The 25,258-nt window shown below is 63.0% G+C and carries 24 protein-coding genes; 11 read left to right on the top strand and 13 right to left on the bottom strand.

The genetic code is table 11. The annotated features are described in order from the left end of the window. Positions 1-4: 4 nt before the first annotated feature. Together MHY87_RS15840 and ppk2 are read right to left on the bottom strand one after the other, a co-directional pair. Positions 5-1,714, bottom strand: coding sequence for a SulP family inorganic anion transporter (locus MHY87_RS15840; protein ID WP_239353419.1), 1,710 nt, complete (start codon positions 1,712-1,714; stop codon positions 5-7). 66 nt (positions 1,715-1,780) lie between these two features. After that, on the bottom strand, positions 1,781-2,551 hold the full coding sequence (gene ppk2, locus MHY87_RS15835) for a polyphosphate kinase 2 (RefSeq protein ID WP_239353546.1): 771 nt from the start codon (positions 2,549-2,551) through the stop codon (positions 1,781-1,783). 546 nt (positions 2,552-3,097) lie between these two features. Here ppk2 and MHY87_RS15830 point away from each other — a divergent pair. Next, positions 3,098-5,596, top strand: coding sequence for an EAL domain-containing protein (locus MHY87_RS15830; RefSeq protein ID WP_239353417.1), 2,499 nt, complete (start codon positions 3,098-3,100; stop codon positions 5,594-5,596). 40 nt (positions 5,597-5,636) lie between these two features. Here MHY87_RS15830 and MHY87_RS15825 read toward each other — a convergent pair whose 3' ends face one another. Both MHY87_RS15825 and MHY87_RS15820 read right to left on the bottom strand, forming a co-directional pair. Then, complete coding sequence (locus tag MHY87_RS15825) at positions 5,637-5,777, bottom strand: hypothetical protein (RefSeq protein WP_239353415.1); 141 nt, start codon at positions 5,775-5,777, stop codon at positions 5,637-5,639. A gap of 127 nt (positions 5,778-5,904) precedes the next feature. After that, positions 5,905-6,339 carry a thioesterase family protein gene (locus tag MHY87_RS15820; RefSeq protein WP_239353413.1) on the bottom strand — a complete coding sequence of 145 codons (435 nt, stop codon included), beginning with the start codon at positions 6,337-6,339 and terminating at the stop codon, positions 5,905-5,907. Positions 6,340-6,491: 152 nt separating this feature from the next. Between MHY87_RS15820 and MHY87_RS15815 the strand changes: the two genes are divergently transcribed. Continuing rightward, a complete protein-coding gene (locus tag MHY87_RS15815) occupies positions 6,492-7,352 on the top strand; it encodes a DUF1989 domain-containing protein (protein WP_239353411.1) in 861 nt (286 codons plus the stop codon). Positions 7,353-7,385: 33 nt separating this feature from the next. Here the strand turns inward: MHY87_RS15815 and MHY87_RS15810 are convergent, their stop codons facing one another. From MHY87_RS15810 to MHY87_RS15800, 3 genes are all read right to left on the bottom strand, one after another. After that, a complete protein-coding gene (locus MHY87_RS15810) occupies positions 7,386-9,035 on the bottom strand; it encodes a DUF882 domain-containing protein (RefSeq protein ID WP_239353409.1) in 1,650 nt (549 codons plus the stop codon). Positions 9,036-9,171: 136 nt separating this feature from the next. Continuing rightward, positions 9,172-10,941 carry a murein L,D-transpeptidase gene (locus MHY87_RS15805; RefSeq protein ID WP_239353407.1) on the bottom strand — a complete coding sequence of 590 codons (1,770 nt, stop codon included), beginning with the start codon at positions 10,939-10,941 and terminating at the stop codon, positions 9,172-9,174. A 105-nt stretch (positions 10,942-11,046) separates the two neighbouring features. After that, positions 11,047-12,081 (bottom strand): sigma-54 dependent transcriptional regulator, encoded by a 1,035-nt coding sequence (locus MHY87_RS15800; RefSeq protein WP_239353406.1) that lies wholly within the window; start codon positions 12,079-12,081, stop codon positions 11,047-11,049. A 165-nt stretch (positions 12,082-12,246) separates the two neighbouring features. Here MHY87_RS15800 and MHY87_RS15795 point away from each other — a divergent pair, with 165 nt between their 5' ends. From MHY87_RS15795 to MHY87_RS19000, 8 genes are all read left to right on the top strand, one after another. Next, positions 12,247-14,091, top strand: coding sequence for a M3 family oligoendopeptidase (locus MHY87_RS15795; RefSeq protein WP_239353404.1), 1,845 nt, complete (start codon positions 12,247-12,249; stop codon positions 14,089-14,091). After that, the gene (locus MHY87_RS15790; RefSeq protein WP_239353402.1) at positions 14,091-15,458 is read left to right on the top strand and encodes an AarF/ABC1/UbiB kinase family protein; all 1,368 of its coding nucleotides are present in this window, start codon (positions 14,091-14,093) and stop codon (positions 15,456-15,458) included. The genes MHY87_RS15795 and MHY87_RS15790 overlap by 1 nt, the downstream gene beginning before the upstream one ends. Positions 15,459-15,516: 58 nt before the next feature. Continuing rightward, positions 15,517-16,737: a glycosyltransferase gene (locus tag MHY87_RS15785; protein WP_239353400.1), complete on the top strand. Its 1,221-nt coding sequence runs from the start codon at positions 15,517-15,519 to the stop codon at positions 16,735-16,737. 111 nt (positions 16,738-16,848) lie between these two features. After that, positions 16,849-17,142: an aa3-type cytochrome c oxidase subunit IV gene (locus MHY87_RS15780; RefSeq protein ID WP_239353398.1), complete on the top strand. Its 294-nt coding sequence runs from the start codon at positions 16,849-16,851 to the stop codon at positions 17,140-17,142. Positions 17,143-17,204: 62 nt separating this feature from the next. Then, entirely contained in the window at positions 17,205-18,341 is a 1,137-nt protein-coding gene (locus tag MHY87_RS15775; protein WP_239353396.1) for a Re/Si-specific NAD(P)(+) transhydrogenase subunit alpha, read from the top strand. Positions 18,342-18,361: 20 nt separating this feature from the next. Beyond that, a complete protein-coding gene (locus tag MHY87_RS15770; RefSeq protein WP_239353394.1) occupies positions 18,362-18,811 on the top strand; it encodes a proton-translocating transhydrogenase family protein in 450 nt (149 codons plus the stop codon). 4 nt (positions 18,812-18,815) lie between these two features. Continuing rightward, on the top strand, positions 18,816-20,213 hold the full coding sequence (locus MHY87_RS15765; protein WP_239353392.1) for an NAD(P)(+) transhydrogenase (Re/Si-specific) subunit beta: 1,398 nt from the start codon (positions 18,816-18,818) through the stop codon (positions 20,211-20,213). 33 nt (positions 20,214-20,246) lie between these two features. Then, positions 20,247-20,846, top strand: coding sequence for a GNAT family N-acetyltransferase (locus MHY87_RS19000; RefSeq protein ID WP_239353390.1), 600 nt, complete (start codon positions 20,247-20,249; stop codon positions 20,844-20,846). Here MHY87_RS19000 and MHY87_RS15755 read toward each other — a convergent pair. The 6 genes from MHY87_RS15755 to MHY87_RS15730 form a co-directional block, all read right to left on the bottom strand. Then, positions 20,841-21,434, bottom strand: coding sequence for a nucleotidyltransferase family protein (locus tag MHY87_RS15755; RefSeq protein WP_239353389.1), 594 nt, complete (start codon positions 21,432-21,434; stop codon positions 20,841-20,843). The two genes, MHY87_RS19000 and MHY87_RS15755, sit on opposite strands and share 6 nt — an antisense overlap. Positions 21,435-21,446: 12 nt before the next feature. Then, positions 21,447-22,313 (bottom strand): tetratricopeptide repeat protein, encoded by an 867-nt coding sequence (locus MHY87_RS15750; protein WP_239353388.1) that lies wholly within the window; start codon positions 22,311-22,313, stop codon positions 21,447-21,449. 240 nt (positions 22,314-22,553) lie between these two features. Further along, entirely contained in the window at positions 22,554-22,805 is a 252-nt protein-coding gene (gene rpsU / locus MHY87_RS15745) for a 30S ribosomal protein S21 (protein WP_239353387.1), read from the bottom strand. Positions 22,806-22,983: 178 nt separating this feature from the next. Next, positions 22,984-24,063, bottom strand: a complete 1,080-nt coding sequence (locus MHY87_RS15740; protein ID WP_239353386.1) for a 5-(carboxyamino)imidazole ribonucleotide synthase — start codon at positions 24,061-24,063, stop codon at positions 22,984-22,986. 4 nt (positions 24,064-24,067) lie between these two features. Next, positions 24,068-24,559 carry a 5-(carboxyamino)imidazole ribonucleotide mutase gene (purE, locus tag MHY87_RS15735; protein WP_239353385.1) on the bottom strand — a complete coding sequence of 164 codons (492 nt, stop codon included), beginning with the start codon at positions 24,557-24,559 and terminating at the stop codon, positions 24,068-24,070. A gap of 89 nt (positions 24,560-24,648) precedes the next feature. Next, positions 24,649-24,849 (bottom strand): YdcH family protein, encoded by a 201-nt coding sequence (locus MHY87_RS15730; RefSeq protein ID WP_239353384.1) that lies wholly within the window; start codon positions 24,847-24,849, stop codon positions 24,649-24,651. Positions 24,850-25,038: 189 nt separating this feature from the next. Between MHY87_RS15730 and MHY87_RS15725 the strand changes: the two genes are divergently transcribed. Continuing rightward, a complete protein-coding gene (locus MHY87_RS15725) occupies positions 25,039-25,221 on the top strand; it encodes a YdcH family protein (protein ID WP_239353383.1) in 183 nt (60 codons plus the stop codon). The last annotated feature ends 37 nt before the right edge of the window (positions 25,222-25,258 follow it).

Below are 25,258 nucleotides of genomic sequence, written 5' to 3'. Positions count from 1 at the left end.
AGCTTCACGCCGTTTCGAGATAGCGCGAGACAGCTGAGTCGATCGTGGGGAAGAACCGCGTCTCATCGAACCGCTCGAACAATCCGAAGCGCCGCAGCTTGTCCTTGACCGGATCCTTCAGTTCGGCGAACCGCAATTCAATGCCGCGCGCCAGCAAAGCATCGTCGAGTTCCATGAGGGCATCGGCCGCGGTCACGTCGACGCTTGTGACGGGTTCCGCCGTGACAATCACACACCGCACGGGTGTCGGTGATTCCTCTACCGCAGCGAGGACGCGCTCGCGGAACAGCTCCGCATTGGCGAAGAACAGGGGCGCATCCCAACGGAACAGGACAAGGCCGGGAATCCGACGCGCCTCCGGATAACGCGTGATGTCGTGATAGCCCTCGACGCCGGCTGGGCGTCCAAGGATTGCGGAATACGGACGCCATCCGTCCCACAAGAACTCGATGATGGCGATCACGATCGCTAACCCGATCCCCGGAATGGCGCCGAATACCGCAACTCCGACGAAGCAGGCGATCGAGAGCCAAAACTCCCAGCGTTGGATCCGGTAGATTCGTTTGAGATCTGCAAACTCAAACAGCCCGATGGCCGACGCGATGACGACAGCCGCGAGGGCGGAGGTCGGCAGGTTTTGCAGGAGATCGGGGGCCAGAAGCAGCAGGAGAACGATGGCGAGAGCACCGACGATGCCGGTCAGTTGCGTGCGGGCCCCTGCGGCCTCCGCTACAGGCGTGCGCGAACTGCTGCTGCTGATCGGAAAGCCTTGAAAGAATCCGGCAGCAAAGTTGGCGGCTCCGAGTCCCACCATCTCCTGGTTGGGATCGACCGAGGTGCGCGTTCGCGCGGCATATGCGCGGGAGAGCACGCTGGTGTCGGCAAAGGACACCATGGCGACGGCGCAGCCTCCGATCAGCACGGGAAGGACGTCATCGGCTCCGACCCATGGCACCGCGAAACGGGGCAGGCCTTGGGGAAGAGAACCGAGGATCGAGACCTCGTGGCGCTCTGCGAGGTCGAACATGCCAACAAGCACAGCGGCGACGACGACGGCGACCAGGATGCCGGGCACGCGCCTGTTGCCTCGCAGCAAGAGAATGGTCGCCAATGCTCCCAAGCCGATTGCAAGAGCCGCCCAATTCGTCTTGCCTGCCAGGACGGCTTCGCCGATCGACCACAGTTCCCGCAATGGCCCCGTACCCTCGATCGAGAAGCCGAAGAGCTTGGGAAGCTGACTGATCAGGACAGTTAGGGCGATGCCGTTCATGTAGCCGTAGCGGATCGGCTTGGACAGGAGCTCGGTCACGAAGCCTAGGCGCGCCAGTCCGGCCAGGATCAGCACCGTACCCGACACGAGCGCCATCATGCCGCCCAGGACGACAGCGCGTTGCGGATCCCCGCCGGACAAGGGGAGCACGACACCCAGGATGACGGCAGCAAGAGCGGAGTCCGGTCCGAGAACGAGGATACGGCTCGGCCCGAACACAGCATAGACCAACAGCGGGACGATGGTGGCGTAAAGGCCGCAGATACCTGGCAGGCCGGATGCTACGGCATAGGCGATCCCGACGGGGACAAGCATGGTCGCGAGCACCAATCCGGCCATCACATCATGACCGAGCCATGCGATCTCATATCGAAGGAGCGTGTTGAATCCAGGAACCCAGCGCACCCATTCGATCTCATGGCGGGTCATGCGGGCGACTGACATCCCGTTTCGATCGGCGGGACTTTCAGCCTCACGTACGCCCATCGCGTTACCCTCATCGGCTTTGTCTTAATAAGGTGCCTGCACGATGTGTGATGCCGGTAGCCCGTCCTTGACACCCTTGGGCTTCGGCTCGGCTTTGGGTACCTTCGGCAGATCGACCTTGATCTTCTTGTAAGGGATTGCATTGAGCAGATGCGCGATCAGGTTCAGGCGCGCGCGGCGCTTGTCGTCGGACGGCACGATGAACCACGGATTGGCGGGCGTATCCGTGGCCTCCATCATGTCTTGATAGGCCAGCGTGTAATCCCACCAGCGGCGCACGGATTCGGTGTCCATCGGGCTGAGCTTCCAATGCTTGATCGGATCCTCGATCCGGTCGGCGAAACGCTTGCGCTGCTCGTCCTGGCTGACGTCGAGGAAATACTTGAGCAGGATGATGCCGTTGTCGACGATCTCTTTTTCGAACGATGGCACGAGGCGCATGAACCGCTCGTACTCGTCATCCGTGCAGAAGCCCATCACGCGTTCGACACCGGCGCGGTTGTACCAGGAGCGGTCGAACAGCACGATCTCACCGGCGGCGGGGAAGTGCGCAATGTAGCGTTGGATATAGAGCTGGCTTTTCTCCCGCTCGGTCGGCGCCGGCAGAGCAACATGGCGGAACACCCGGGGGCTCACGCGTTGCGTGATCCGGCTGATGACCCCACCCTTTCCCGCGGTGTCACGGCCCTCGAAGATCACGATGATCCTGGCTCCGGTTGCCTTGACCCAGTTTTGCAGACGAACGAGCTCGACCTGGAGCTGTCTCAACTCGTCCTCGAAATCCTGCCGCTTCATTTTCTCCCGGCGGCCGGAGCCGACTGCTTTGCCAATGCTGGCTCTCTCGTTCTTCAGAAGCCCTTCGCCCTTCATGACGGCACCGCATTCTTGAAATGTCACGCTCGTGGTCCCGCAGGCTCCGAGGTACGGAAGCGAAGAGCGCATCATTCCCGGTACGCAGCGGAGACCGATCGATAGCCACCATACAGAAATACCTCATCGCCGCTTGACCGGACGTGACGGCGGCTTGGCATTTTGGGACAACTCTCCCTCTGGGCTGTGGGAGGGGCGCAAACCTCAGGCTGCGGTTCAGCGTCGCCTAATGTTGCATGCGGGGTGTTGTCTTGACCTGCGGCAGGGCAAGCAAGAGTTCATGGTTCAATTCGCCGCCGAATGTAAGGAGGTTACTTCACCGATTAGGCTTTTAAGTATTTTCTGCAGCCAAGGTTGACATGCTCGACATAGAAGAGCTTCAACTTTGAAAAGAAGCTGTGACAAGTCCGAGTTCGCGGACACGGTTTCTGCTTTTATAACGTTGCTTTATTTTCTGCGTGGGGGCTTTTCGTGATCTCGGGACCATCGTCCGAAGGCGGCGATGCTGATCGCACGTCGATGCCCGTAGAACGGAGCGGGAGCGCCGATGCAGCTGCGCACGAAAGCGGCGCCACGCCTCACATTGGTCTCGATGCGCTGCCGCAGATGGTGTGGTCCGCGCGCGCCGATGGCTACAACGATTATCACAACAAGCGCTGGCATGACTTTACCGGCATTGCCGTGGACTCGGGCAGGGGGGATGAGTGGATCGATCTCGTCCACCCCGACGACCGGGAGACGGTTCTCGCGATCTGGAAGGATGCGCTCGAAGCCGGGTCCGACTGCAAGATAGAGCATCGGCTTCTTCATCGTTCAGGCGAATATCGGTGGGTGCTGGGCCTCGCCAGTCCGGTCTGCGATGCGGAGGGCCAGGTCGAGCGCTGGGTCGGCACCTACACCGATATTCATGTCTGGAAGCAGGCCGAACAGGCTCTCGCCGATAGCGAGCAGCGTTATCGCGCGCTCGTCAAAGCCATGACGGAGATGGTCTGGCGCGCCGCTCCCGACGGATCGATCCAGAGAGGCTGGGGATGGGAGGAATTCAGCGGGCAGGTGCCGGAAGAGTATGAGGGGCATGGTTGGCTGCAAGCTGTACACATGGAGGATCGCGGGCCCCTCATGCAGATATGGTCTGAGGCTCTGGCATCCGGACGATCCATTGAAGCCGAGTTCCGCGTGCTGCACAAAAACGGCGAATACCGCTGGGTGCTCTCCCGTGCTGTCCCGCTGACGAATGCCGACGGATCGGTTCGGGAGTGGGTCGGGACGATCACCGACATTCATGATCGGCGACAGGCGCAGGATGCACTGAAGACCAGCGAGGAGCGATTGCGGCTGGCCATGCAGGCGGGGCGCATGATCGCCTGGGAGCATGATCTCGAAACGAATTATATTACGCGCTCTGCCAATTCCCGTGAATTGCTCGGCGTCGATTCAGGTCCTCTGCCCGAGTTTTTCGAAAGAGTTCCGCTCGAGGACCAGATCGCGCGGGGCCGTTTCATCGATCGTATCCATGCGACGGGCAGCGACACCATGGAGTTCCGTTATCGGCTTGAGAACGGAAAGACCCTGTGGCTGGCCTCGCGCGGTGAAAGCGCGGGTCCGAACCGAGTGGTCGGCGTCACCTTCGACATCACGGATCGCAAGGCGGCGGAAGAGGAGGTCTGGCGCGCTGCAAACCACGACGCTCTCACGGGGCTGCCGAACCGCGTTTTGTTTCAGCGCTGTCTCGAGCAGGCCCTCAAGGATGCGAAAGGAAACGGCGGCAGCGTCAGCCTGCTGATGATCGACCTCGACGACTTCAAGGACGTCAACGACACGCTCGGGCATGATGCCGGCGACATGCTTCTGAAAGAGACGGCGGCCCGGTTGACGAAGATGATGCGCGAGCAGGATACGGTCGTGCGTCTCGGCGGAGACGAGTTCGCCGTTCTGCTCGTCGAGCCGTCGAAGGTGAATCATGCGGTCGGCCTTGGCGAGAGCATCATCAAGAAATTGCGTCAGCCTTTCCTGTATGCGGGCCGAACCCTCATGAGCCGGGCAAGCATCGGCGTGGCGACTTTCCCGGATCATGACGCCGAGCCGGCGGAGCTTTTGAAGGATGCCGACATCGCTTTGTACCGCGCCAAAGCGGAAGGGCGGGGACGGGTCGTGACCTATTCGCCGGAGATGAGGCAGGTCACCGAGCAGCGGCTCGCGCTGGGACGAGATGTGCGCGAGGCGATCTCGCGCAACGAATTCGTTCCCTTCTATCAGCCGAAGATCTGTCTCGCGACCGGCCGGATCGTCGGCCTCGAGGCGCTTGCGCGATGGCAACATCCGAACAAAGGCATTCTCACGCCCGCCACCTTCGGTGCGGTCTTCGACGATCCTGAACTCGCCCCCCTGCTCGGGAAGAGACTCATTGGCAGGATGGCATCCGACATGCGCCGCTGGCTGGATGGCGGGTACGATTTCGGCCGTGTCGCGTTCAATCTCTCATCTATGGAATTCAATCAGCCGAACCTCGCGGACGATGTGCTGCGTATTCTGAATCTCGTGAAGGTTCCTGCAAAGCATCTCGAGATCGAGGTGACGGAGCGGGTGCTGCTCGACGGGCAGTTCGGCCTGGTGGCGGAAACGCTGGAGCAGTTTCACTGGCAGGGCGTTCAGATTGCGCTGGATGATTTCGGAACGGGTTACGCATCACTGACGCATCTCAAGCATTTCCCCGTCGACCACATCAAGATCGACCACAGCTTCATCGCCGATCTGGAGCAGGATGAGGACGACGCCGCCATCGTGGCGGCCGTCATTGGCCTCGGTCACAGTCTTGGCTTGCATGTGACCGCTGAAGGAGTGGAAACGGAAGGGCAGGTGCAGAGGTTGCGGAGAATGGGGTGCCACAGTGCGCAGGGATATTTCTATGCGAAGCCCATGAACGCATCGGATATCACCGCATTGCTCGAGGCTCGGGCGGAGAAGCGGTGATGCGAGAAGCCGTCTGAGAATGTGGTTTCCCGAACGCGGGTCACGACGCGAGGAAGACGGCGACCGCGATCATGCCGATGGCTGCCGACAGGCCGACCCAATCCATCACGCGCGCCAGATCGTCGTTCACGGGCGATTGCGGCCGGACTTCAAGAACTCTGTCGCCATCCTCGTCGTTCATGCCCTTCTCCACGCATTCCGCGTGACTTCTAACGGTTGAAACCTTTTCGAGGCGACTGCCCTTAAGCAGGCTATCCAAAGGGATGCGTGACGGGAAACGGCCCGGACGAGGTAATGCGGGCTCACACTCAACGCAGCATGAGGCCGTTCAGGATGGCCATTGTTTCGGGTGGAAGAGGCGTTGAGCGGCGCGTCTGCCTGTCGACCATGACGATGGTGGCCTCCGCCGTCGCCACCAGACGTCCATCGTTGAACATGCCCTGAGCAAGCGCGAAGGAGCTGCGGCCGACTTTCAGTACGCCCGTGCCGATATCGACGGTGCCGGGCCAGAACAGCTCCGCCCTAAAGTCGATCAGAAGTCTCGCGATCACAAAGCTCGTGCCTTCGGGATCCAGGGGCCGTTCGGGATCGTACATGAAGGCCACCCGTCCGATTTCCGAATAGGTGGCGAACACGGCGTTGTTGACATGACCCTGCCGGTCGAGATCGGCATACCGGATCTCAGCGGAGGTGCGGTGAGGATAGGCGGCGAGAGCGCGTTGTGCATTCGTGTCGAGCATCATGCGGTCCTTTGAACATCCGCCATGAAACAACATTGATGGCGGCGGAAAAAGGCCCTTCTTCAAAAGGCCTTTCTTCGAACTCCTGCCTTGTCGTCGCCTGTCTCGCGCACTTATACCGGGACCAGCGAATATCGGTTTTGCTGGAGGGATACATGAAGCGCGCGCGTAACGAAGTCACGGAACCGCAGGATGCCGAGGCGCGCCGGGCGATCCGTCCGGTGATCTGTTATCCCGTCGACACGCTGCCGCGTCCGAACCTAGCCGCCTACCAGGCGGCGCGCGAGGGTTGGGAGAAGGTGGATGAGGTGGTCGTGCCGCCGCGCGAGGCGCGCACTTTTTCGGTGCCAGCCGGTTCCTTCTTTCGCATCGTGAGCATCGAAGGGCCTCAGGTGGGAGACCTGAACCTCTGGGCGGCGGATGACCTCAACGAGCGCTTCTTCTCCGGCAAGACCCGCGCGCTCCACGGCACGCATCTCTCCACCGGCGACCAGCTCTGGTCATGTCTGCCTTATCTGCGCCCCATGGCGACGATCACGCATGATACGCTCGACTGGTACGGCTTCGACGAGTTCGGGGGTTCCGTGCACGATGTGATCGGCACGCGCTGCGATCCCTACACGCATAAGCTCCTCTCGGGTCACGAATACCATCATTGCTGCCACTCCAATCTCACGCGCGCGCTCGCCGAGCATGTCGACCGCCCGCGCGAATCCGTGGAGCCTGCGGTGCATGATGTGCTCAATGTCTTCATGTGCACCGGCTTCACCCGCGATACGGGTCAGTATTTCATGAAGGCGAGCCCCGTGCGGCCGGGCGATTATCTGGAGTTCTTCGCGGAGATCGACCTGCTTGGGGCTCTCTCGGCCTGTCCCGGCGGCGATTGCAGCACGGAGCATTCGAGCGATGTGGCAATGTGCCATCCGTTGCTGGTCGAGATCTACAAGCCGAAGGCGGCGCCTGAAGGATGGAGTCCGGCGCCGCGCAACAGCTACAGCCGCAGGCACGGCGATTGAAATTGAAAAGGGCCCCGAGAGGGGCCCTTCTTCTTATCTCACCACCGGCACCGGCTTCACCGCCGGCCCTGTGAACTTGTTCGTGGCCAGATCGCCGACAGGTTTGTTGGAGAAGCCCATATGGACGCTGGGCTCCGCCGACATCAGCGCGCTCAGCGCTGTGGCGGGCTTCTGCGGGGTCTTCGCTGGAGGAGACTTTACCTCGGGCGCAATTGCCGTTTTCGGCTTGGCATCCTTCGGCAGGTCCTTCTCGGGGGCCTTCGGCGTTGAGCCCGTGACCGGAATGTCGACGGCGCTCGCGGACGCCACGACGATGGCGCGGTCGGGACGTGGCGGGGGCAGGGGAGCGGCGCTCGCCACCACGATGTCCGTAGCGCCGCGCAATTCGGTCAGGACTGGGATCGGGTTCGTCGCAGCGAGAGAGCCTGGGCGCGCGGGCGGCAGCGGAGCATAGGCGAGCGCGGTGGTCTCAGGCGCATCCTCCGCATCCGGACGGCGCGGCGGCATCGGCGCGAAGGCCATGCCCCTGGCAATCGACATGTCGCCCTGCGCGTCAGGTCCCTGCTGCCAGGCGAGCGTCGGGCCACTCGGCGAGTTGACTGTGCCAGGCGCGCCGTTGATCCGCGTCGGCGGCAGAGGCGCGGATGCAGGAGGCGAGAGATCCTCGCGCAGGGCAGGCGCCATGGCGGCCACCACGGTCGGCGAAGGCTGCTCAACCCGCGCACGCGCCACGGCCACGGGAGCCTGGCGCTGAACCGGCGCGTTCCTGTTCTCATATTGCTGCAGGGCTGCCAGAGGCGTGGCGTTGGTATCGTCCGCATAGTTGTTGCGCGATGCCATGATCGTGCGGCTCGGACGCGATGCGGTGCGGATTTCCTCCGCATCCTCCTCCTCGTCCTCCAGACCGAACAGGCTCGCCCAGAAGCTCTTGCGGCGGGGCTGCTGTGCGGAAATAGCTTCTTCCGCATCCGCATAGGCCGAGTAGCCTGCAACCGTGCCGCCCTTGGCGAGCACTTCGGCGCGGGCCATGTCGTAACCGGGCAGCGGCTTGCCGTCGGAGGGGACATGCACCGTCTTGCCGTCGGGGAAGATGCTCACGAGCTGATCGCGCGTCATACGCGGCCAAGCGCGCACGCTGCCGACGTCGAGATGCACGAAGGGCGTATAGGCGTTGGGATAATAGCCGACGCCGCCGTTCTGAAGCTTCATGCCCACCGCGCGCAGGCGCGAGGCGGAGACGTCCGGCAGGTAGAAGTCCAGGGCCTTGCCCTGCATGTGCTGGCTGTTCTTGGCCACTGCGCTGGAGCGGCGGCGCAGCATGGAATTGGTGTGGGGCGAGCGATAGGCGGAGTTCACGTGCACGGGTCCGCTGGAGCCTACCTCGCGATAGACCTCCCACACGGTATCGAACAGGCGCGGGTCCATGCGGGTCGGCTCATCGCGCCGCCAGTCACGCAGGAACCAGTTGAGCTGCTGCAAGGCGGCGGAATCGTACTGGCCGTTGCGCCGGAAGGTGACGGTCAGCGTTTCCTTGGTATTGTTGTGATAGAAGGTCAGCGTGCGCGTATCGCCGTTGGCGATGGCATCCTGCGTGCCGCGCACGCCGCCGACCATCACGGCCAAAAGGACCGCAAGACCAAGACCGGCGCGACGCACCAAGCCGTCCGAACGCAATACTCTCACTGTGATACTCGTCTTGTACTCGCTGCACTTGGACGGTGCAGTAATCACTTATAGTGAAAGGATCTTTGCCGAAGACGGTTACTTCCAGGTTAAGTGGATAAGAAAAAGCGGCCCTGAAGGCCGCTTTTGAGAAGAGCTATTGGGTGAGGCCGAGGGCCGTGCGGACCTTCTGGTCCAGCCCGTAGAGATCGGGGAAGGACTTGAGGGAGCCCTTCTCGTCCACGGCCACCGTGAAATAGGCGAGGTGCACGGGCAGGGGCTTGGGCAGATGCACGGTGCGCTCGCCCTTGCCGATGAGGCTTTTGAGCCTCTTTTCATCCCATTTGGCGCCTTCGCCCATCACCGCCTCCGCCAGCTCGAAGGGCTTGTCCACGCGCACGCAGCCATGGCTGAAGGCCCGCCTAGTGGCCGAGAAGAGATTGCGGTTGGGCGTATCGTGCAGGTAGACCGCGTGCTGGTTGGGGAACATGAACTTCACGAAGCCTAGCGCGTTGCGCTCGCCCGGGGGCTGCTGCACCGAGATGCTGTTGCCCCGGCGGATGATCCTGTAGCCCTTCTTCGCGGCATAGTCCGGATCGTTCGCGAGCGCCGGGAGGATCTCCTTCTTCATGATCGAGGGAGGAATCGTCCAGGAGGGATTCACCACCAGGTATTTCATGTCCTCGGAGAAGATCGGCGTCTGCGATTGCTCCTTGCCGACGATCACCCGCGTCTCGTGGGTGACCTTGCCGTCCTCGCTGAGCTGGAGGCGGAACTCGGGCACGTTCACCAGGATGTGCCGCTCGCCCAGATCCTCGGGCAGCCAGCGCCAGCGCTCCATGTTGGCGATCAATTCGGCTTCGCGCTGCGCCAGCGACGGGCCGGAGAGGGCGGCCACCGTTTGCGCCGTGAGAACACCGTTGGTGGGCAGGCCTTTCTCCTTCTGGAAGGCCGCCACCGCTGAGGCGAGGCGCTCGTCGTAGATGGTGTGTTTGTCGTCGTCCTTCAGGTTGAAGCGCGCGCGGATCAGCGGCACGCGCGGGTCCTTCATGCCGACGCGAAGCGCCGGGCCTTTGGGAACCCGTACGCTCGGCTGCGAAGGATGGCTGGCGCGCAGTTCCGCCAGGCGCTCCTTCAGGGCGCGGTAGCCCGCATGCGGCGGGTTGTAGGAGGAAAGCGCCGCATTCGCGTCCTTCGCGAAAGCGACTTTCTTCAACACCTCATCGGCTTCAGGGATCGCGAGTTTGGGCGTCGCCAGCGCCGACAGGCGGGACGGCTCGATGCGTCCGCCGCGCGCATCGCGCGCATAACGGATCACGGCAGCGGAGAACTTCAGATCGGCCTCGGCCCATTGCGCGGGAGAGGCTTCCTTGCGCAGTTTCAGGTCGGGCAGGGGATAGTCGGTCGGATCGAGACCATCTTCGTCCGCGGCCTTGATCCGTGCGACGGCTCCCATCGCGGCGGACGTGAAGGCGCCATCCTGTGACCATGCCAGCGGACGCTCGGCCTGCGCATAGAAGGCCGTCAGGGCATCGCGCTCCTTGCGGGAGAGGCGAAGGCTGCGCATGGCTGCGTCATCCGCGAGCAGGCCCTCCACAATCATGCGCAGCACATCCTGCTGCATCAGCGCTGTCACGGGGGCTGCATCCGGCAGGGGAATCTCGATTTTCGGCTCCGCATCGGCGGCTTGCATGCTGAAAGGCGCGGGCTCGGGCAGAGGAATGAGCGGAAGCGTGGGTTCTGCCTGCGTCGGTGCGGCTTGGACCGCCACATCGTGGAACGACGGTTCGGCAGGGCTCTGGGCAAGAACGGGCTGGGAAGTGTCCGGCGAGTCGCCTGTCGTCGTCTGCGCCATCGCGGAAAGGGACAGGAACGAGACCGATCCGATCAGCCCCAGCCATAATGCCGTCCTGCGCAAATCACGCATGGCCCATCTCCTCATCGCAATGATGTCGGAGGACATTGCATCCTCCGTTTCAAAAATTTCGTCAGTGTGCAGGCACACCTCTGCTACGCTTAACGCGCGAAGACGTCATGCGGCTGCATCGCTTAACCCAAGTTCCTTCAATTTTCGGTAAAGGGTCGAGCGGCCAATTCCGAGATGCCGCGAAATTGCCGACAGATGCCCCTGGTAATGCACGAGGGCAAAGCGGATCGCGCGCTCTTCCAGCTCCGCGAGGGTGAGCATGTCTCCGCTCTCGCGAATGAGAGAGAGCGCGTGTGGATCGGCATTGTCGGGAGTTTCGTGCATGCGGACGGGCGCAGGATTCCACACCGCCGGGACAGGCGGAATGTCGATGTGGTAGCCGTCCACATGGGCCGCTATCTGAGGAAACTCGGATGGGGTCAGAAAGGCTCCATCCGCGAGGATCACGGCGCGATAGATCGCGTTCTCGAGCTGACGCAGATTGCCCGGCCAGTCATAGCGGGCGAGAAGCGACATGGCATCGGCGGAGAAACCGCGAACCTTCTTGCCCTCATCCTTCGCAAAGCGCTCGGCGAACAACATCGCCCATTCGCTGACGGCCTGTCGCTGAGCTCTTAAGGGACGCAGCGCGATCGGCATGGCCTGGAGGCGGTAGTAGAGGTCTTCCTTGAACCGGCCTTCGCGCACCCTGTCGGACAGATCGAAACCCGCGCTCGCGATGAGGCGGATGTCGAGGCGGCGCCCTGGCCGCGTGCTGGCCTCCTGCCGAAACAGCCCGTCCATCAGGCGGCCTTGCGCCTCATCGGTCAGATGCTCCACGCCTTCAATGAGAAGCGTGCCGCCCTGCGCCTCTCGCATATGGCGGAGGAGGGCTGCTGCCTGTGTCTCTGTTCCGGAGAGGGTTTCCCCCGCCTGGAAGACGGCGAAGGGGCGGACCTTTCGCTCTCCGGCTTCATGGATCGCCCGTGCCAATGCCTTGGCGCCGCTGCCGGCTTCCGTCTCGATGAGAATGGGGAGGGGGGAGCGCGCCGCGCGGTCCGCCAGCCGGGCCGTCCTCTCCCTTTCCGAACCGGCAGCGAAGGCAGCCGTGCCCTGGCGGAGGGCTCGAATGTCGTCTGCGAAGAAAAGGTGAAGGGGCATAGAGAGGGCGGAATGTCGGGAATCGGTTCCGGCGATGCTGGGGGACAAGGGTAAACCTGGCCTTAACGCCCTGCGCTTTTGAAGGGGCCCGCCCTCCGGCCCGGGTTGATCCCGGGGCTTTGGCAGCCAATATGTGGTTCACCTTCTTTCAACACGCTTCGAGCCATGTCCCAGAAAGCCTCTCCCGTGCACCAGACCTCCTCAACCGCCGCCGCTCAGGTCGAGCTCGGCGCTCTTCCCGAGTGGAACCTGACCCACCTCTATCCGGGCATGGACAGTGAGGCGTTCAAGGGGGATCTCGCGAAGGCTGAGGCCGAGTGCAAGGCCTTCGCCGAGGCCTATCGCGGCAAGCTCGATGAGATGGCCCGCGCCGAGAACGGCCCCCAGGCTCTCACCGACGTGATCAAGCGCTACGAAGCGCTGGAAGATCTGCTCGGGCGCATCATGTCCTATGCAGGCCTCGTCTATTCCGGCGACACCACCGATCCGGTGCGCGCGAAGTTCTATGGCGACACGCAGGAGCGCCTCACCGCCGCCTCCACCGAGCTTCTGTTTTTCGGTCTCGAACTCAATCGCATCGACGACGCGGCGCTCGACAAGGCCGTGTCCCAGGCGCCGCTCTCTCACTACAAGCCGTGGGTCGAGGATCTGCGCAAGGACAAGCCCTATCAGCTCGACGACAAGATCGAGCAGCTCTTCCATGAGAAATCCGTGACCGGGCGTTCCGCCTGGAACCGCCTGTTCGACGAGACCATCGCTTCCCTGCGCTTTGACGTGCGCGGCGAGGAGCTGCCCATCGAGCCCACGCTCAACAAGCTGCAGGACACGGACGAGAGCGTGCGCAAGGACGCTTCCGACGCGCTCGCCAAGACCTTTAAGGAAAACCTGCGCACCTTCACGCTGGTCACCAACACGCTCGCCAAGGACAAGGAAATCTCCGACCGCTGGCGCAGCTTCCAGGACGTGGCGGATTCGCGCCACCTTGCCAACCGTGTCGAGCGCGAGGTTGTGGATGCGCTGGTCGCCGCCGTTCGCGAAGCTTATCCTCGTCTCTCCCATCGCTATTACGCGCTGAAAGCCAAGTGGTTCGGCAAGGACAAGCTCGACCATTGGGACCGCAACGCGCCGCTCCCCAAGGTCGAGCAGCGGACCATTCCGTGGAACGATGCGCGCGACACGGTGCTCTCCGCTTATGGGGCTTTCTCGCCGCGCATGGCCGACATTGCGCGCCGCTTCTTCGACGAGGGCTGGATCGACGCGCCGACGCGCCCCGGCAAGGCGCCCGGCGCCTTCGCGCATCCGACCGTGCCGTCGGCGCACCCTTACGTTCTGCTCAACTACCAGGGCAAGCCGCGCGATGTGATGACGCTCGCGCATGAACTCGGTCACGGCGTGCATCAGGTTCTCGCAGCCCCCAACGGCGCGCTCATGGCGCCGACGCCGCTGACGCTCGCCGAGACGGCGAGCGTGTTCGGTGAGATGCTTACCTTCCGCCGACTGCTCGATCAGACCACCGACCCCGTGCAGCGCAAGGCGATGCTCGCCGCGAAAGTCGAGGACATGATCAACACGGTGGTGCGCCAGATCGCGTTCTACTCCTTCGAGCGGAAAGTACATCTGGAGCGCCGCAACGGCGAACTCACAGCAGACAAACTGTGCGAACTCTGGATGTCCGTGCAGGATGAGAGCCTTGGTCCGTCCATCCGTCTCGGCGAAGGCTACGAGACCTTCTGGACCTACATTCCTCACTTCATCCATTCGCCGTTCTACGTCTATGCGTATGCCTTCGGCGATTGCCTCGTGAACTCGCTCTACGGCATCTACGAGCACTCCAATGAGGGCTTCGTGGATCGCTATTTCGCGCTGCTCTCGGCGGGCGGCTCCAAGCCTTACGGCGAGCTTCTCGCGCCCTTCGGTCTCGATGCGAAGGATCCGTCGTTCTGGCAGATCGGTCTCTCCATGATCGAGCGTCTCATCGGCGAGCTCGAGGCGATGGAAAAGACGGCCTGATGGCGGATCGCGACAACGAGGCGAACCGCTTCTCCGCCCGCGCCGCGCGCTATGCCCGCGTCGGCGCGAATATGGGCGGCGTCGCCGCGCGCATGGCAGGCGCGCGTCTCTTCGGCGGCGATGCGCGCGATGCCTCCAACGCGGCGGCGCTCGCGCAGGCCTTGGGTGGTCTGAAGGGGCCGATCATGAAGGTGGCGCAACTGCTCGCCACCATTCCCGATCTCATCCCGCCGGAATACGCCGCCGAATTGCAGAAGCTGCAGAGCGAAGCGCCGCCCATGGGCGCGGCCTTCGTGAAACGGCGCATGCAGGCGGAGCTGGGTCCGCAATGGCAGGGCCGGTTCGGTTCGTTCGATCTCAATCCTTCCGCCGCAGCATCCTTGGGCCAGGTGCACCAGGCCATGACGAAAGATGGCGAGAAGCTCGCCTGCAAGCTGCAATATCCCGACATGCAATCCGCCGTCGAAGCGGATCTCAGCCAACTCGAGTTCGTCTTCGCCCTGCACCGGCGCATGGACCCCGCCATCGACACCCGAGAGATCGCGCAGGAGATCGGCGAGCGCGTGCGCGAGGAACTCGATTACGAGCGCGAAGCGAAGCACGCATCACTCTATGCCGAGGCGCTCGCGGATGTGGACCATGTGCGCGTGCCGCGCGTGCATCCGGAACTCTCCACCAAGCGGCTTCTGTCGCTGCAATGGCTCGAGGGCGAGAAGATTCTGCAATTCGTGGAAAGCCCGGTCGAGATCCGCAACCGGCTGGCCATCGCCATGTTCAAGGCGTGGTGGCATCCTTTCAGCCATGCGGCGGTGATCCACGGCGATCCGCATCTCGGCAACTACACGGTCTTCTCGGAGGATGGCGAGGCGAGGGGCATCAACCTTCTCGATTACGGCTGCATCCGCATCTTCCATCCGCGCTTCGTCGGCGGCGTGGTCGATCTCTATCGCGGTCTCCAGACGGACGACCGCGCCCGAATCGTCCATGCCTATGAGACCTGGGGCTTCAAGAACCTGTCGAACGAACTGATCGACATCCTCAATATCTGGGCGCGTTTCATTTACGCTCCGCTCCTCGATGACCGAGTGCGCACCGTCGCCGACGGTGTGAAGCCCGGGGAATACGGCCGCCGTCAGGCCTTCGAGGTGCATAAAGCGTTGAAAGAGAAGGGGCCGGTCACGGTCCCCCGCGAGTTCGTGTTCATGGACCGAGCGGCGGTGGGCCTCGGCGCCGTGTTCCTGCACCTGAGGGCCGAGCTGAACTATCATCAGCTTTTCGAGACTGAGATCGAGCGCTTCTCCCTCGAAGGTCTGGCCCAGCGACAGGCCGAGGTTCTGGAAGCTTCCGGTTTACCGATTCCTATGTAATGAGGTTGCATCTAGTTCGGTAAAGCCTTACACAGCTTACCAAACGTAAGGGGCAGCCATGAAGATCGTATTCGTCCACCAGAATTTTCCGGGCCAGTTTTTGCGGCTGGCCCAGACCTTCGTGGCCGAAGGGCACGAGGTCGTGGCCCTGGGGATGAATTCCAAGGAAAGCCCGCTGCCGGGCGTGAAGTACTTTCACTACAGCCCTGTGCCGGGCCCTGAAGACCCGCAGCATGAGGCCCGCTTCTCTCCTGTGATTCCCCGCCTGCGCCGGGCTTACGGCGTCGCGCACAGGGCGCGGGAACTCGCCAATCAAGGCCTCGAGCCCGATGTGGTGGTGGTCAATACGGGCTGGGGCGAGAACCTGTTCCTGAAGGATGTGTGGCCCAAGGCCAAGCATGTGGCCTATTTCGAGTATTATTATGCCGCCAAGGGCCAGGATCTCGACTTCGATCCGGAATTCCCGGTCACCAACGAAGAGGTCATCTGGCGCCTTCGCCTGAAAAACTCCATGCAGCTCGGCGCTCTCGATGCCGCCGATCTGGCCGTGGCTCCGACGCGCTATCAGCGCGATACCTTCCCCGCCTATTTGCATGACCGCATCGCCATCATCCATGACGGCATCGACACGAAGCGGCTCGTGCCGAGCCCCAACTCGGCGATCCAGATCGGCAAGGATGGCGCCAAGCTGAGCCGTCAGAAGCCGGTGGTCACCTTCGTGACCCGCAATATCGAACCGATGCGCGGGGCCCATATCGTCTTCAAGAGCCTGCCCTATCTGCTCGACATCGACCCGGACCTGCAGGTCGTCGTCATCGGCGGCAAGGGCAACAGCTATTCGGGCAAGGCCCCGGGCGGAAAAACCTGGTATGACCATTTCGTGTCCAAGATCGACCGGCCGGTGGATTGGTCCCGCGTCCATCTCGTCGGAAACCTCCCTTACGACCAGTTCGTGAAGGTGCTGCAGGTCTCCTCGGCCCATATCTACATGACCTATCCCTTCGTCCTGTCCTGGTCTTCCATCGAATCCATGGCGCTCGAATGCCGGATGGTGGCCTCGGATACGGCTCCGGTTCGCGAGATCATCACGGATGGCGTGAACGGCCGTCTCTTTCCCTTCTTCGACCACAAGGCCCTGGCCGAGCGGGTGCGGGAGACTTTGGCGGATAAGGAGAAATCCGCCGCCATGGCGAGGGAAGGCCGCCGGATCGCCGTCGAGCGATACGATTACGAAAAGGTCTGCCTGCCGCAATGGAAGGAATTTCTTGGAATAAAATAACCGGCCCGGGCGTTTTAAAAGTTTCCCCGGAGCGGCTTCGAAAGATTGCGGCTCCTCACCGCATGCGTTAAACGCAGCAGTTAACAACCGATCTGAATAGGGCGTTGAATCATGGCCGATACAAAACATGCGCCGCATGGGGGTTACAGTCCGGATATGGACGGCCCTGCCCATGAGGTGACCTACAACGGATTCGTGCGGTTTGCCGAGATCGGCACGGCCGTCGTGATCTGTCACGTGCTGGCTCTCGCAGTCGGCGGCCTCAAGCATGCCTGGCTGACGGCGATCTTCGGGGTCATCCTCTCGCTTGCTGCAGGCGCTGTCGGAGCCATCGCTCCCTCGATCGGGGTTCGCGCCCCGGCCGCGGTCGGCGTGCTTCTGCTGTTGGCACTCTTCTTTTACTGAGAATCATAAGGCCCTGTTTTCCAGGGCCTTTTCTTTGTCTCTACCGATCGCAGGGGGCTATCATGCGAATCGCCGTTCTTTCCGAAACCGAGGGAGCGGAGACCCGCGTCGCCGCGACTCCTGAGACGGTCAAGAAATACAAGGGCCTCGGCGCCGATGTGGTCGTCCAGGCCGGGGCCGGCACCAAGGCCGGCATCACGGATGCCGAGTTCGAAGCGGCTGGCGCCGTCGTTGCGGCCACCCGCGAGGAAGCCCTCAAGGATGCCGACGTCGTTCTCAAGGTGCGCCGTCCGGCTGACGGGGAGCTCTCGGGGGCGAAGCCCGGCGCCCTCCTCATCGCCATCATGGACCCCTACGGCCAGGACGCGGCTCTGAAGAGCCTCGCTGATTCCAAGGTCGCAGCCTTCGCCATGGAGCTGATGCCCCGCATCACCCGCGCCCAGGTGATGGATGTTCTCTCCTCCCAGGCCAATCTTGCGGGCTACCGCGCGGTGATCGACGCCACCGCCGAATATGGCCGCGCCATGCCGATGATGATGACGGCGGCCGGCACCGTGCCTGCCGCCCGCGTCTTCGTCATGGGGGCAGGCGTCGCTGGTCTTCAGGCCATCGCCACGGCCCGCCGCCTCGGCGCGGTGGTGACGGCGACCGATGTGCGCCCCGCTGCCAAGGAGCAGGTGGAGAGCCTGGGCGCCAAGTTCATCGCGGTCGAGGACGAAGAGTTCAAGCAGGCCGAGACGGCAGGCGGCTACGCCAAGGAAATGTCCGCGGAATACCGCGCCAAGCAGGCTGAACTCGTGGCCTCGCACATTGCCAAGCAGGACATCGTCATCACCACGGCTCTCATCCCGGGCCGTCCGGCTCCGAAGCTCGTGACGAAGGCCATGGTGGAATCCATGAAGCCGGGCTCCGTGATCATCGATCTCGCGGTCGAGCGCGGCGGCAATTGCGAGGTCGCAAAGCCCGGCAAGGTCGCAACGCATAACGGCGTGAAGATCGTTGGCCATCTCAACGTGCCGGGCCGTCTCGCCGCCACGGCGTCCAGCCTCTACGCAAAGAACCTCTACGCCTTCGTCGAGACACTGGTCGACAAGGAGAGCAAGGCGCTGGCCGTGAAGTGGGACGACGAACTCGTGAAGGCGACCTGCCTGACCCGTGACGGCGCGGTGGTTCACCCCGCCTTCCAGCCCGCAGCATAAAATCAAGGGGGAGGACAATCATGGCGACACTCACGCCCGAACAGGCCGTCCAGCAGGCCCGCGCAGCAGCCGAGACGGCGCAGCGCGCTGCCGACACGGCGCAAGCGCTTGCCGATCAGGTGGCGGCCGCAGCAGGTGCTGCCGTCTCCACGGTCACGCACGGCGCGGTGGACCCCACCGTGTTCCGTCTTGCCATCTTCGTGCTGGCGATCTTCGTTGGCTATTACGTGGTCTGGCAGGTGACTCCCGCGCTGCACACGCCGCTCATGTCGGTGACGAACGCGATCTCCTCGGTGATCGTGGTCGGCGCGCTGTTGGCGGTGGGTGTCAATCTCGCAGACGGAATCAGCGACGGACCGGTCTGGGCGCGAGCGCTCGGCTTCATCGGGCTCATTCTGGCCAGCATCAACATTTTCGGCGGCTTCCTGGTGACCCAGCGCATGCTCGCCATGTATCGCAAGAAGGGTTGAGGCCATGTCGGCGAACCTTGCCTCGATCCTCTATCTCGTCTCCGGCGTCCTCTTCATCCTGGCGCTGCGCGGCCTGTCTCACCCCACCACCTCCCGGCAGGGCAACCTGTTCGGCATGGTGGGCATGGGCATCGCCATTCTCACCACGCTCATGGTGTCGCCTCCGGCAGGCTTCGGCGGCTGGTTCCTGGCCTTCTGGGGCCTCGTGATCGGCGGCACCATCGGCGCGGTCGTCGCCAAGCGCGTGCCGATGACGGCGATGCCGCAGCTCGTCGCTGCCTTCCACTCGCTCGTCGGCCTTGCCGCCGTGCTGGTGGCGGCAGGCGCGCTCTATGCGCCGCAGGCCTTCGGCATCGGCTCCGTGGGCACGATCCACGGCGGCTCGCTCTTCGAGATGGGCATCGGCGTCGCCATCGGCGCAATCACCTTCACAGGCTCCGTCATCGCGTTCCTGAAACTCGATGGCCGCATGTCCGGCAAGCCGATCCTGTTGCCAAGCCGCCACCTCATCAACATCGGCCTGGGGCTGGCTCTGCTGCTGCTCCTCGTCATGTTCATCCGCACCGAGAGCCACACGATGTTCTGGCTCATCGTGCTGGTGTCCTTCGTGCTCGGCGTCACGCTCATCATCCCCATCGGCGGCGCGGACATGCCCGTGGTGGTGTCGATGCTCAACTCCTATTCGGGTTGGGCCGCGGCCGGCATCGGCTTCACCCTCGGCAACCTCGCGCTCATCATCACGGGCGCGCTGGTCGGCTCCTCGGGTGCGATCCTGTCCTACATCATGTGCAAAGGCATGAACCGGAGCTTCATCTCCGTCATCCTCGGCGGCTTCGGCGGCGAGACGGCTGCCGCCGCGGGCGGCGTCGTCGAGACACGTCCCGTCAAGCAGGGTTCCGCCGATGATGCGGCCTTCATCATGAAGAATGCCGCGAAGGTCATCATCGTGCCGGGCTACGGCATGGCGGTGGCGCAGGCGCAGCATGCGCTTCGTGAGATGGCGGACGAGCTGAAGGCCGAGGGCGTGGAAGTGAAATACGCCATTCATCCGGTCGCAGGCCGCATGCCCGGGCACATGAACGTGCTGCTCGCGGAAGCCAACGTGCCTTACGACGAGGTGTTCGAACTCGAGGACATCAACAGCGAGTTCGCGCAGGCCGACGTGGCTTTCGTGATCGGCGCCAACGACGTCACGAACCCCGCCGCCAAGACCGATCCGGCCTCGCCGATTTTCGGCATGCCGATCCTCGACGTGGAGCGCGCCAAGACCGTGCTCTTCATCAAGCGCGGCATGGGGTCAGGTTACGCGGGCGTTGAGAACGAGCTGTTCTTCCGCGACAACACTATGATGCTCTTCGGCGACGCCAAGAAGGTGGTGGACGCGATTCTGAAGAGCATCTGATCCTCTTCATCGGATTACGAAACGCCCGGCCTCGTGCCGGGCGTTTTCGTTTCCGCTTCACTCGACATCGTGGGAGGCGGTCGTTTCTGGAATGACGAAGTTCGCGAAAGCTGGTTTAAGGAAGGCACAGTTCAGTCGCCTTCAGGTTTCGTCATGTCGTCCATCACCCTGCGCACCGCTCTTCCGAAAGACCGCGACACGGTTGTCGAGCTGATCCACCAGCTCAACGTGTTCGAGGCGGATCTCGTCGGCGACCGTCGGCGCGATCATGACGGGGCCAATGCCTATTACGACGAGCTGATGATGCGCCTGTCCCGGCGCAACGGGCGGATCGTTCTGGCCATTGTGGAACATGTGGTCGTCGGAGCCATGGGCTTCTCGCTCGATCAGGATGCAGCCTATGTGGCCGCCGAATTCCGCAGCCACGGCACGGTGACGGATCTGATCGTTCACGCGGAGTGGCGGGGCAAGGGCATCGGACAGATGCTGCTGAACGAGGCCGAGCGCCTCACGAAAGAGGCTGGCCTCAAGCGCCTCATGATCGGCGCTCTCGTCGCTAATGAACGCGCCGAGCGCACGTACCGCCAGTTCGGCTTCGAGCCTTACGTGTCGTTCCTGAAGAAGGAACTATGAGCCGGGCTTAGGGACCGTTTCACTGAACGTAAGCCTCGGCCATCGCAGTGCCCAATCCTTGGAGCGGAGCCGCTCGCGGTATACATCCATCTTATGGGCGAAGGCCGGCGTCGGTCTCACGATGAGGGAAATGAGATCCCCGATGCCGTAAGGCGCAATGACTTCGACTTTTCCGCTCACCGTTCGCGCCGCGATTGCCGTTGCCGTTTCAGGCCAGCGGGCGATGGCCTCATAGGTGCTTCGGTAAGGGGCATCTCCATTGCGGAGATGCATGCGTGCCTGGTTTCTCACCTGCCAAGGAACGCCTGGCGCAAGAGCCATGAGCTGGTGCTCATGGGCATCCTCGCATCCGTCCGCCGTCTCGGCCGGATCGAGGTAGATCACGTCCACATCGTTGAGCCGGGAAGGGTCGATGGGATAGCCGTGGAGCACATCCCAGACCGCGTTGCGGATGAAGCCTGCGCCGATCCAGGCATCCGGCAGGGCGAGGCTCTCCACATGCAAAAGAAGCGCATGCAGGCCTGCATGCGCTTCGAGAAATTGTGCGATGTCGTCGAGATCGCGCAAAGGGGAGGCGGCAAGGTTCATGCCGCACCTGCCTTAGCCGCGGAACAGGCCTGCCACGCCGCCCTGGAGGCGGGAGCTGCCCTGGCGGGCGACCGTGTTGGACGAGTCGAGGGCAAGCGCGCGGGAATAGCTTTCGAGCGCTTGGCTACGGTCGCCCTTGCGCTCGAGCGCCACGCCGCGCCAAGCCCAGGAATCGGCATCCCTGTTGTTGACGTTGAGCGCCGCGTTGAAATCCTCGACAGCCTTGTCGAACTGGTTCGTCGCCACATAGCTCTGGCCGCGAGCCGCGTAAGGAGCGCCCACGAAGGGGTTGCGGTCGATGGTGGCGTCGAAATCCAGGATCGCCTGCTGGTGCATGTTCTGGCGCTGGTAGAGCAGGCCGCGCGAATGCAGGGCCTCGGCCGATTCGGGCAGGAGGCGGGTCGCCATGTTCAGGTCGCTCAGGGCTTCCTGGTAGGCGTTCTGCGCGCGCAGCAGGTTGGCGCGGCCGATATAGGCCGGTCCGTAATTTGGGTCGGCCTGGATCGAACGGGTGAAGTCCGCGAGTGCCTGGTCATTCCGGTTGGTCTGGCGAAGGGCCAGCGCCCGGTTCGTATAGGCCGGAGCATAGTTGGGGTCGATCTGGACCGCCTTCGAGAAATCCGAGATGGCGTCGCTGTAGCGGCCCACGCGGGCATAGGCCGCGCCGCGGGTGTTATAGGCGCTCGGGTCGTTCGGGTTGCGCTGGATGACATCCGACAGGGACGCAATGTTCACTTGGCTCGTGCCCTGCGTGTCCTCTTCCACCACGGCGATACGCTGGGAAGTGGCGCCACCTCCCACGGTGCTGCAGGCGGCAAGGCTCAAGGCGGTCAGGACCAGGCTCAGGGGCGCGAAACGGCGAATCGATGGGGCGAGCACCTTCGTCTCCAAACTTCTTTACTCAAACTCGGTGAGTGGCGGTTTAGCGGAAAATCCTTAACAGCCGTGAAACACGGCAACAGAAAGGCGGGCTGGAGGACAATATTCCATCCATTGCCTGAGTCTTGGGTCAAAAGGTCGCCGGATCCGGAGCCCAGACATGCAAACAGCGCCTCTGCTTGCGCAGAAGGCGCTGTTTCACAATCGACGGGCTGGCCTCAAAAAGGCCGGCTGAAGATTTTAGCGAGCCCCAGGGCGGGCTGCTGTGGTCGGACGCGGCTTCGAAGGCAGGAGGCCTTCGCGCTGCATACGCTTACGGATCAGCTTGCGGGCGCGACGGACGGCCTCGGCCTTCTCGCGGGCCTTCTTCTCAGACGGCTTCTCGTAGTGGCCGCGGAGCTTCATCTCGCGGAAGATGCCCTCACGCTGCATCTTTTTCTTGAGAGCGCGGAGCGCCTGATCGACGTTGTTATCCCGGACAAGAACCTGCACGCGAATTCCTCGTATTTGAACCGTTTCGATTGTGTAAAAGAAAACGAGGCGCGTCAGGCGCACCTCAATCTGGCTGGCGTCGATAACAGAAGAAGCCTTGCCTGTCCAGGGTTCCTTCCGACAAAAGCACCGTACAAACCGCCGAGCCAGGGGAATAACGCCCCCGATTGAAAAAGGTTCAGCCCTTTTCGGGGAAAATCCGGGTCACATGGCCCATCTTGCGGCCAGCCCGGGCTTCAGCCTTGCCGTAGAGGTGGAGATGAGCGCCGGGCTCAGCCAGGATTCCCTCCCACTCGTCCGCATCGTGGCCGATCAGGTTCCTCATCTCCACCCGACCGAGGCGGGCGGCCGAACCCAAAGGCCAGCCGCAGACGGCGCGGATATGCTGCTCGAACTGCGAGGTCTCAGCCCCGCCGAGGGTCCAGTGGCCGGAATTATGCACCCGGGGCGCGATCTCGTTGACCACCAGCCGCTCCCGGCCATTCTCCGTCACCAGGAACAGCTCGACCGCCAGCACGCCCACATAATCGAGGGCATCGGCGATGCTCTTCGCAATCCGCATGGCCTCGGCCTCGGTCGCGCCCGAGACGCCTGCCGGAACCTGGGTGATGTCGAGGATGTGGTGCTTATGTTCGTTGGCGCAGAGATCGTAGGCTGCGAAGGCCCCGGAGGCGGTGCGGGCGGCCACCACCGAGACTTCCCGCTCGAAGGGCACGAAGCCCTCGAGGATGGCGGGCGACCGACCCAGCTCGGCCCAGGCGGCCACGGGATCGGTGTCGGGCCGGATCATCACTTGCCCCTTGCCGTCATAGCCGAAGCGGCGGGTCTTGAGCACAGCGGGACGGCCGAGCTTCTCGACGGCTGCGATCAATTCGGCCTCGTTGTCGAAATTCGCAAAGGGAGCCACCGGAATGCCGAGGCCGGAAATAAAGGTCTTTTCCAGGAAACGGTCCTGCGACACGGCGAGCGCCTGGGCATTCGGCGCGAGCAGGGTATGGGCGCTCAACGTCGCCGCAGTCTCGCTCGGCACATTCTCGAATTCATACGTCACCACATCCACGGCCTTGGCGAAGCGCACCAGGGCGGCCTCGTCCTCATAGGCGGCGACGGTGACATCGGCGGCTACATCAAAGGCGGGGCTGTTCTCTTCCGGGGCGTAGATATGCGCCTTCAGGCCAAGCTGGGCCGCGGCCATGGCCATCATGCGGCCAAGCTGTCCGCCGCCGAGAATTCCGATGGTGCAGCCGGGGCGGATCATGGTTCTAGCCTTCGTCTGAGGGGCGCTCGGCCACGCTTTCGCTCTGGCGCTTGCGCCAGGCGTCGAGCCGGTCGGCCAGGGTGGAATCGTGGAGGGCGAGCACGGCAGCCGAGAGAAGCGCTGCGTTCACGGCGCCGGCCTTGCCGATGGCGAGCGTCCCCACCGGAATGCCTGCGGGCATCTGCACGATGGAGAGCAGGCTGTCCTGGCCCGACAGCGCCTTCGATTCCACCGGCACGCCGAAGACGGGCAGGGGGGTCATGGAGGCGGCCATGCCGGGAAGGTGGGCGGCGCCGCCCGCGCCTGCGATGATCACTTGGAAGCCTTGCGCCTTCGCGCCCTTGGCAAAAGTCACGAGCCGGTCCGGGGTGCGGTGGGCGGAAACGATGCGGGCGTCATAGGCGATGCCGAGCGCGTCCAGTGTCTCGGCGGCATGACGCATGGTCGCCCAGTCCGATTGACTGCCCATGATGATGGCAACGGGGGCTTGCGCCATGATGTGGCTCCGCTGATAGCCTGTGTTCACAGCGGCATAGCGAAGGCGCTTCCAGCAAGCAAGCATTTGCCGAGGGAAGCGCGGCCTTTTCAGGCGATGATGTCGGGCGTCAGCTGGTCTTCCAGGCGGATGATCTGATCTTTCAGGACGAGCTTGCGCTTCTTCAGGCGCTGAACCTGAAGTTGATCGCCCGCGATCATGCTCTCAAGAGCGTCGATGGCCATGTCGAGGTCGCGATGTTCCTGCTTGAGGCGCGCCAAGTCCGTTTCCAGTTCAGCCAGCTCGGTCATGAAAAATCGATCCAGATATCCGTGCCTTAGGGAAGGCCGACGAGAGCGCGGGATTATGCGCGCAAGGCTGTCGGAGGGCAAGACGAGGGCCGCATCTTCACCCCGCCATTTTTTTGTTTTTGGCCTTCGACTCGCCACACTATGTCTGGCAAACTATCTCCCGTCAGTAATCAGACAGGAGGAACTGACATGCCGCTGCAGAACCATCTGGTGGAACTAGAACGGAAGCATCGGGCTCTCGAGCGCGAGATCCAGGACGCCCTCAACAGCCCATCGACGGACGACATGAGACTTGCAGAGCTGAAGCGGAAAAAACTCCAACTGAAGGATGAGATCAGCCGCCTGAGAACGTCAGACATGGCGGTGCACTAAGGTCATCTTCACAGCATTCCCCCACAGAGCCGTCGCT

The organism is Microvirga sp. ACRRW, assembly GCF_022346925.1.
Taxonomy (GTDB): domain Bacteria; phylum Pseudomonadota; class Alphaproteobacteria; order Rhizobiales; family Beijerinckiaceae; genus Microvirga.
This window is presented reverse-complemented; position numbering and strand designations above follow the sequence as displayed.

Excerpts from the sequence above, each read along its gene's own strand:
- MHY87_RS15840 (WP_239353419.1), bottom strand. The coding sequence starts at position 1,714 with ATGTCAGTCGCCCGCATGACCCGCCATGAGATCGAATGGGTGCGCTGG.
- ppk2 (WP_239353546.1), bottom strand. The coding sequence starts at position 2,551 with ATGAAGCGGCAGGATTTCGAGGACGAGTTGAGACAGCTCCAGGTCGAG.
- MHY87_RS15825 (WP_239353415.1), bottom strand. The coding sequence starts at position 5,777 with ATGAACGACGAGGATGGCGACAGAGTTCTTGAAGTCCGGCCGCAATCG.
- MHY87_RS15820 (WP_239353413.1), bottom strand. The coding sequence starts at position 6,339 with ATGATGCTCGACACGAATGCACAACGCGCTCTCGCCGCCTATCCTCAC.
- MHY87_RS15815 (WP_239353411.1), top strand. The coding sequence starts at position 6,492 with ATGAAGCGCGCGCGTAACGAAGTCACGGAACCGCAGGATGCCGAGGCG.
- MHY87_RS15805 (WP_239353407.1), bottom strand. The coding sequence starts at position 10,941 with ATGCGTGATTTGCGCAGGACGGCATTATGGCTGGGGCTGATCGGATCG.
- MHY87_RS15800 (WP_239353406.1), bottom strand. The coding sequence starts at position 12,081 with ATGCCCCTTCACCTTTTCTTCGCAGACGACATTCGAGCCCTCCGCCAG.
- MHY87_RS15795 (WP_239353404.1), top strand. The coding sequence starts at position 12,247 with ATGTCCCAGAAAGCCTCTCCCGTGCACCAGACCTCCTCAACCGCCGCC.
- MHY87_RS15790 (WP_239353402.1), top strand. The coding sequence starts at position 14,091 with ATGGCGGATCGCGACAACGAGGCGAACCGCTTCTCCGCCCGCGCCGCG.
- MHY87_RS15785 (WP_239353400.1), top strand. The coding sequence starts at position 15,517 with ATGAAGATCGTATTCGTCCACCAGAATTTTCCGGGCCAGTTTTTGCGG.
- MHY87_RS15780 (WP_239353398.1), top strand. The coding sequence starts at position 16,849 with ATGGCCGATACAAAACATGCGCCGCATGGGGGTTACAGTCCGGATATG.
- MHY87_RS15775 (WP_239353396.1), top strand. The coding sequence starts at position 17,205 with ATGCGAATCGCCGTTCTTTCCGAAACCGAGGGAGCGGAGACCCGCGTC.
- MHY87_RS15770 (WP_239353394.1), top strand. The coding sequence starts at position 18,362 with ATGGCGACACTCACGCCCGAACAGGCCGTCCAGCAGGCCCGCGCAGCA.
- MHY87_RS15765 (WP_239353392.1), top strand. The coding sequence starts at position 18,816 with ATGTCGGCGAACCTTGCCTCGATCCTCTATCTCGTCTCCGGCGTCCTC.
- MHY87_RS15755 (WP_239353389.1), bottom strand. The coding sequence starts at position 21,434 with ATGAACCTTGCCGCCTCCCCTTTGCGCGATCTCGACGACATCGCACAA.
- MHY87_RS15740 (WP_239353386.1), bottom strand. The coding sequence starts at position 24,063 with ATGATCCGCCCCGGCTGCACCATCGGAATTCTCGGCGGCGGACAGCTT.
- purE (WP_239353385.1), bottom strand. The coding sequence starts at position 24,559 with ATGGCGCAAGCCCCCGTTGCCATCATCATGGGCAGTCAATCGGACTGG.
- MHY87_RS15730 (WP_239353384.1), bottom strand. The coding sequence starts at position 24,849 with ATGACCGAGCTGGCTGAACTGGAAACGGACTTGGCGCGCCTCAAGCAG.
- MHY87_RS15725 (WP_239353383.1), top strand. The coding sequence starts at position 25,039 with ATGCCGCTGCAGAACCATCTGGTGGAACTAGAACGGAAGCATCGGGCT.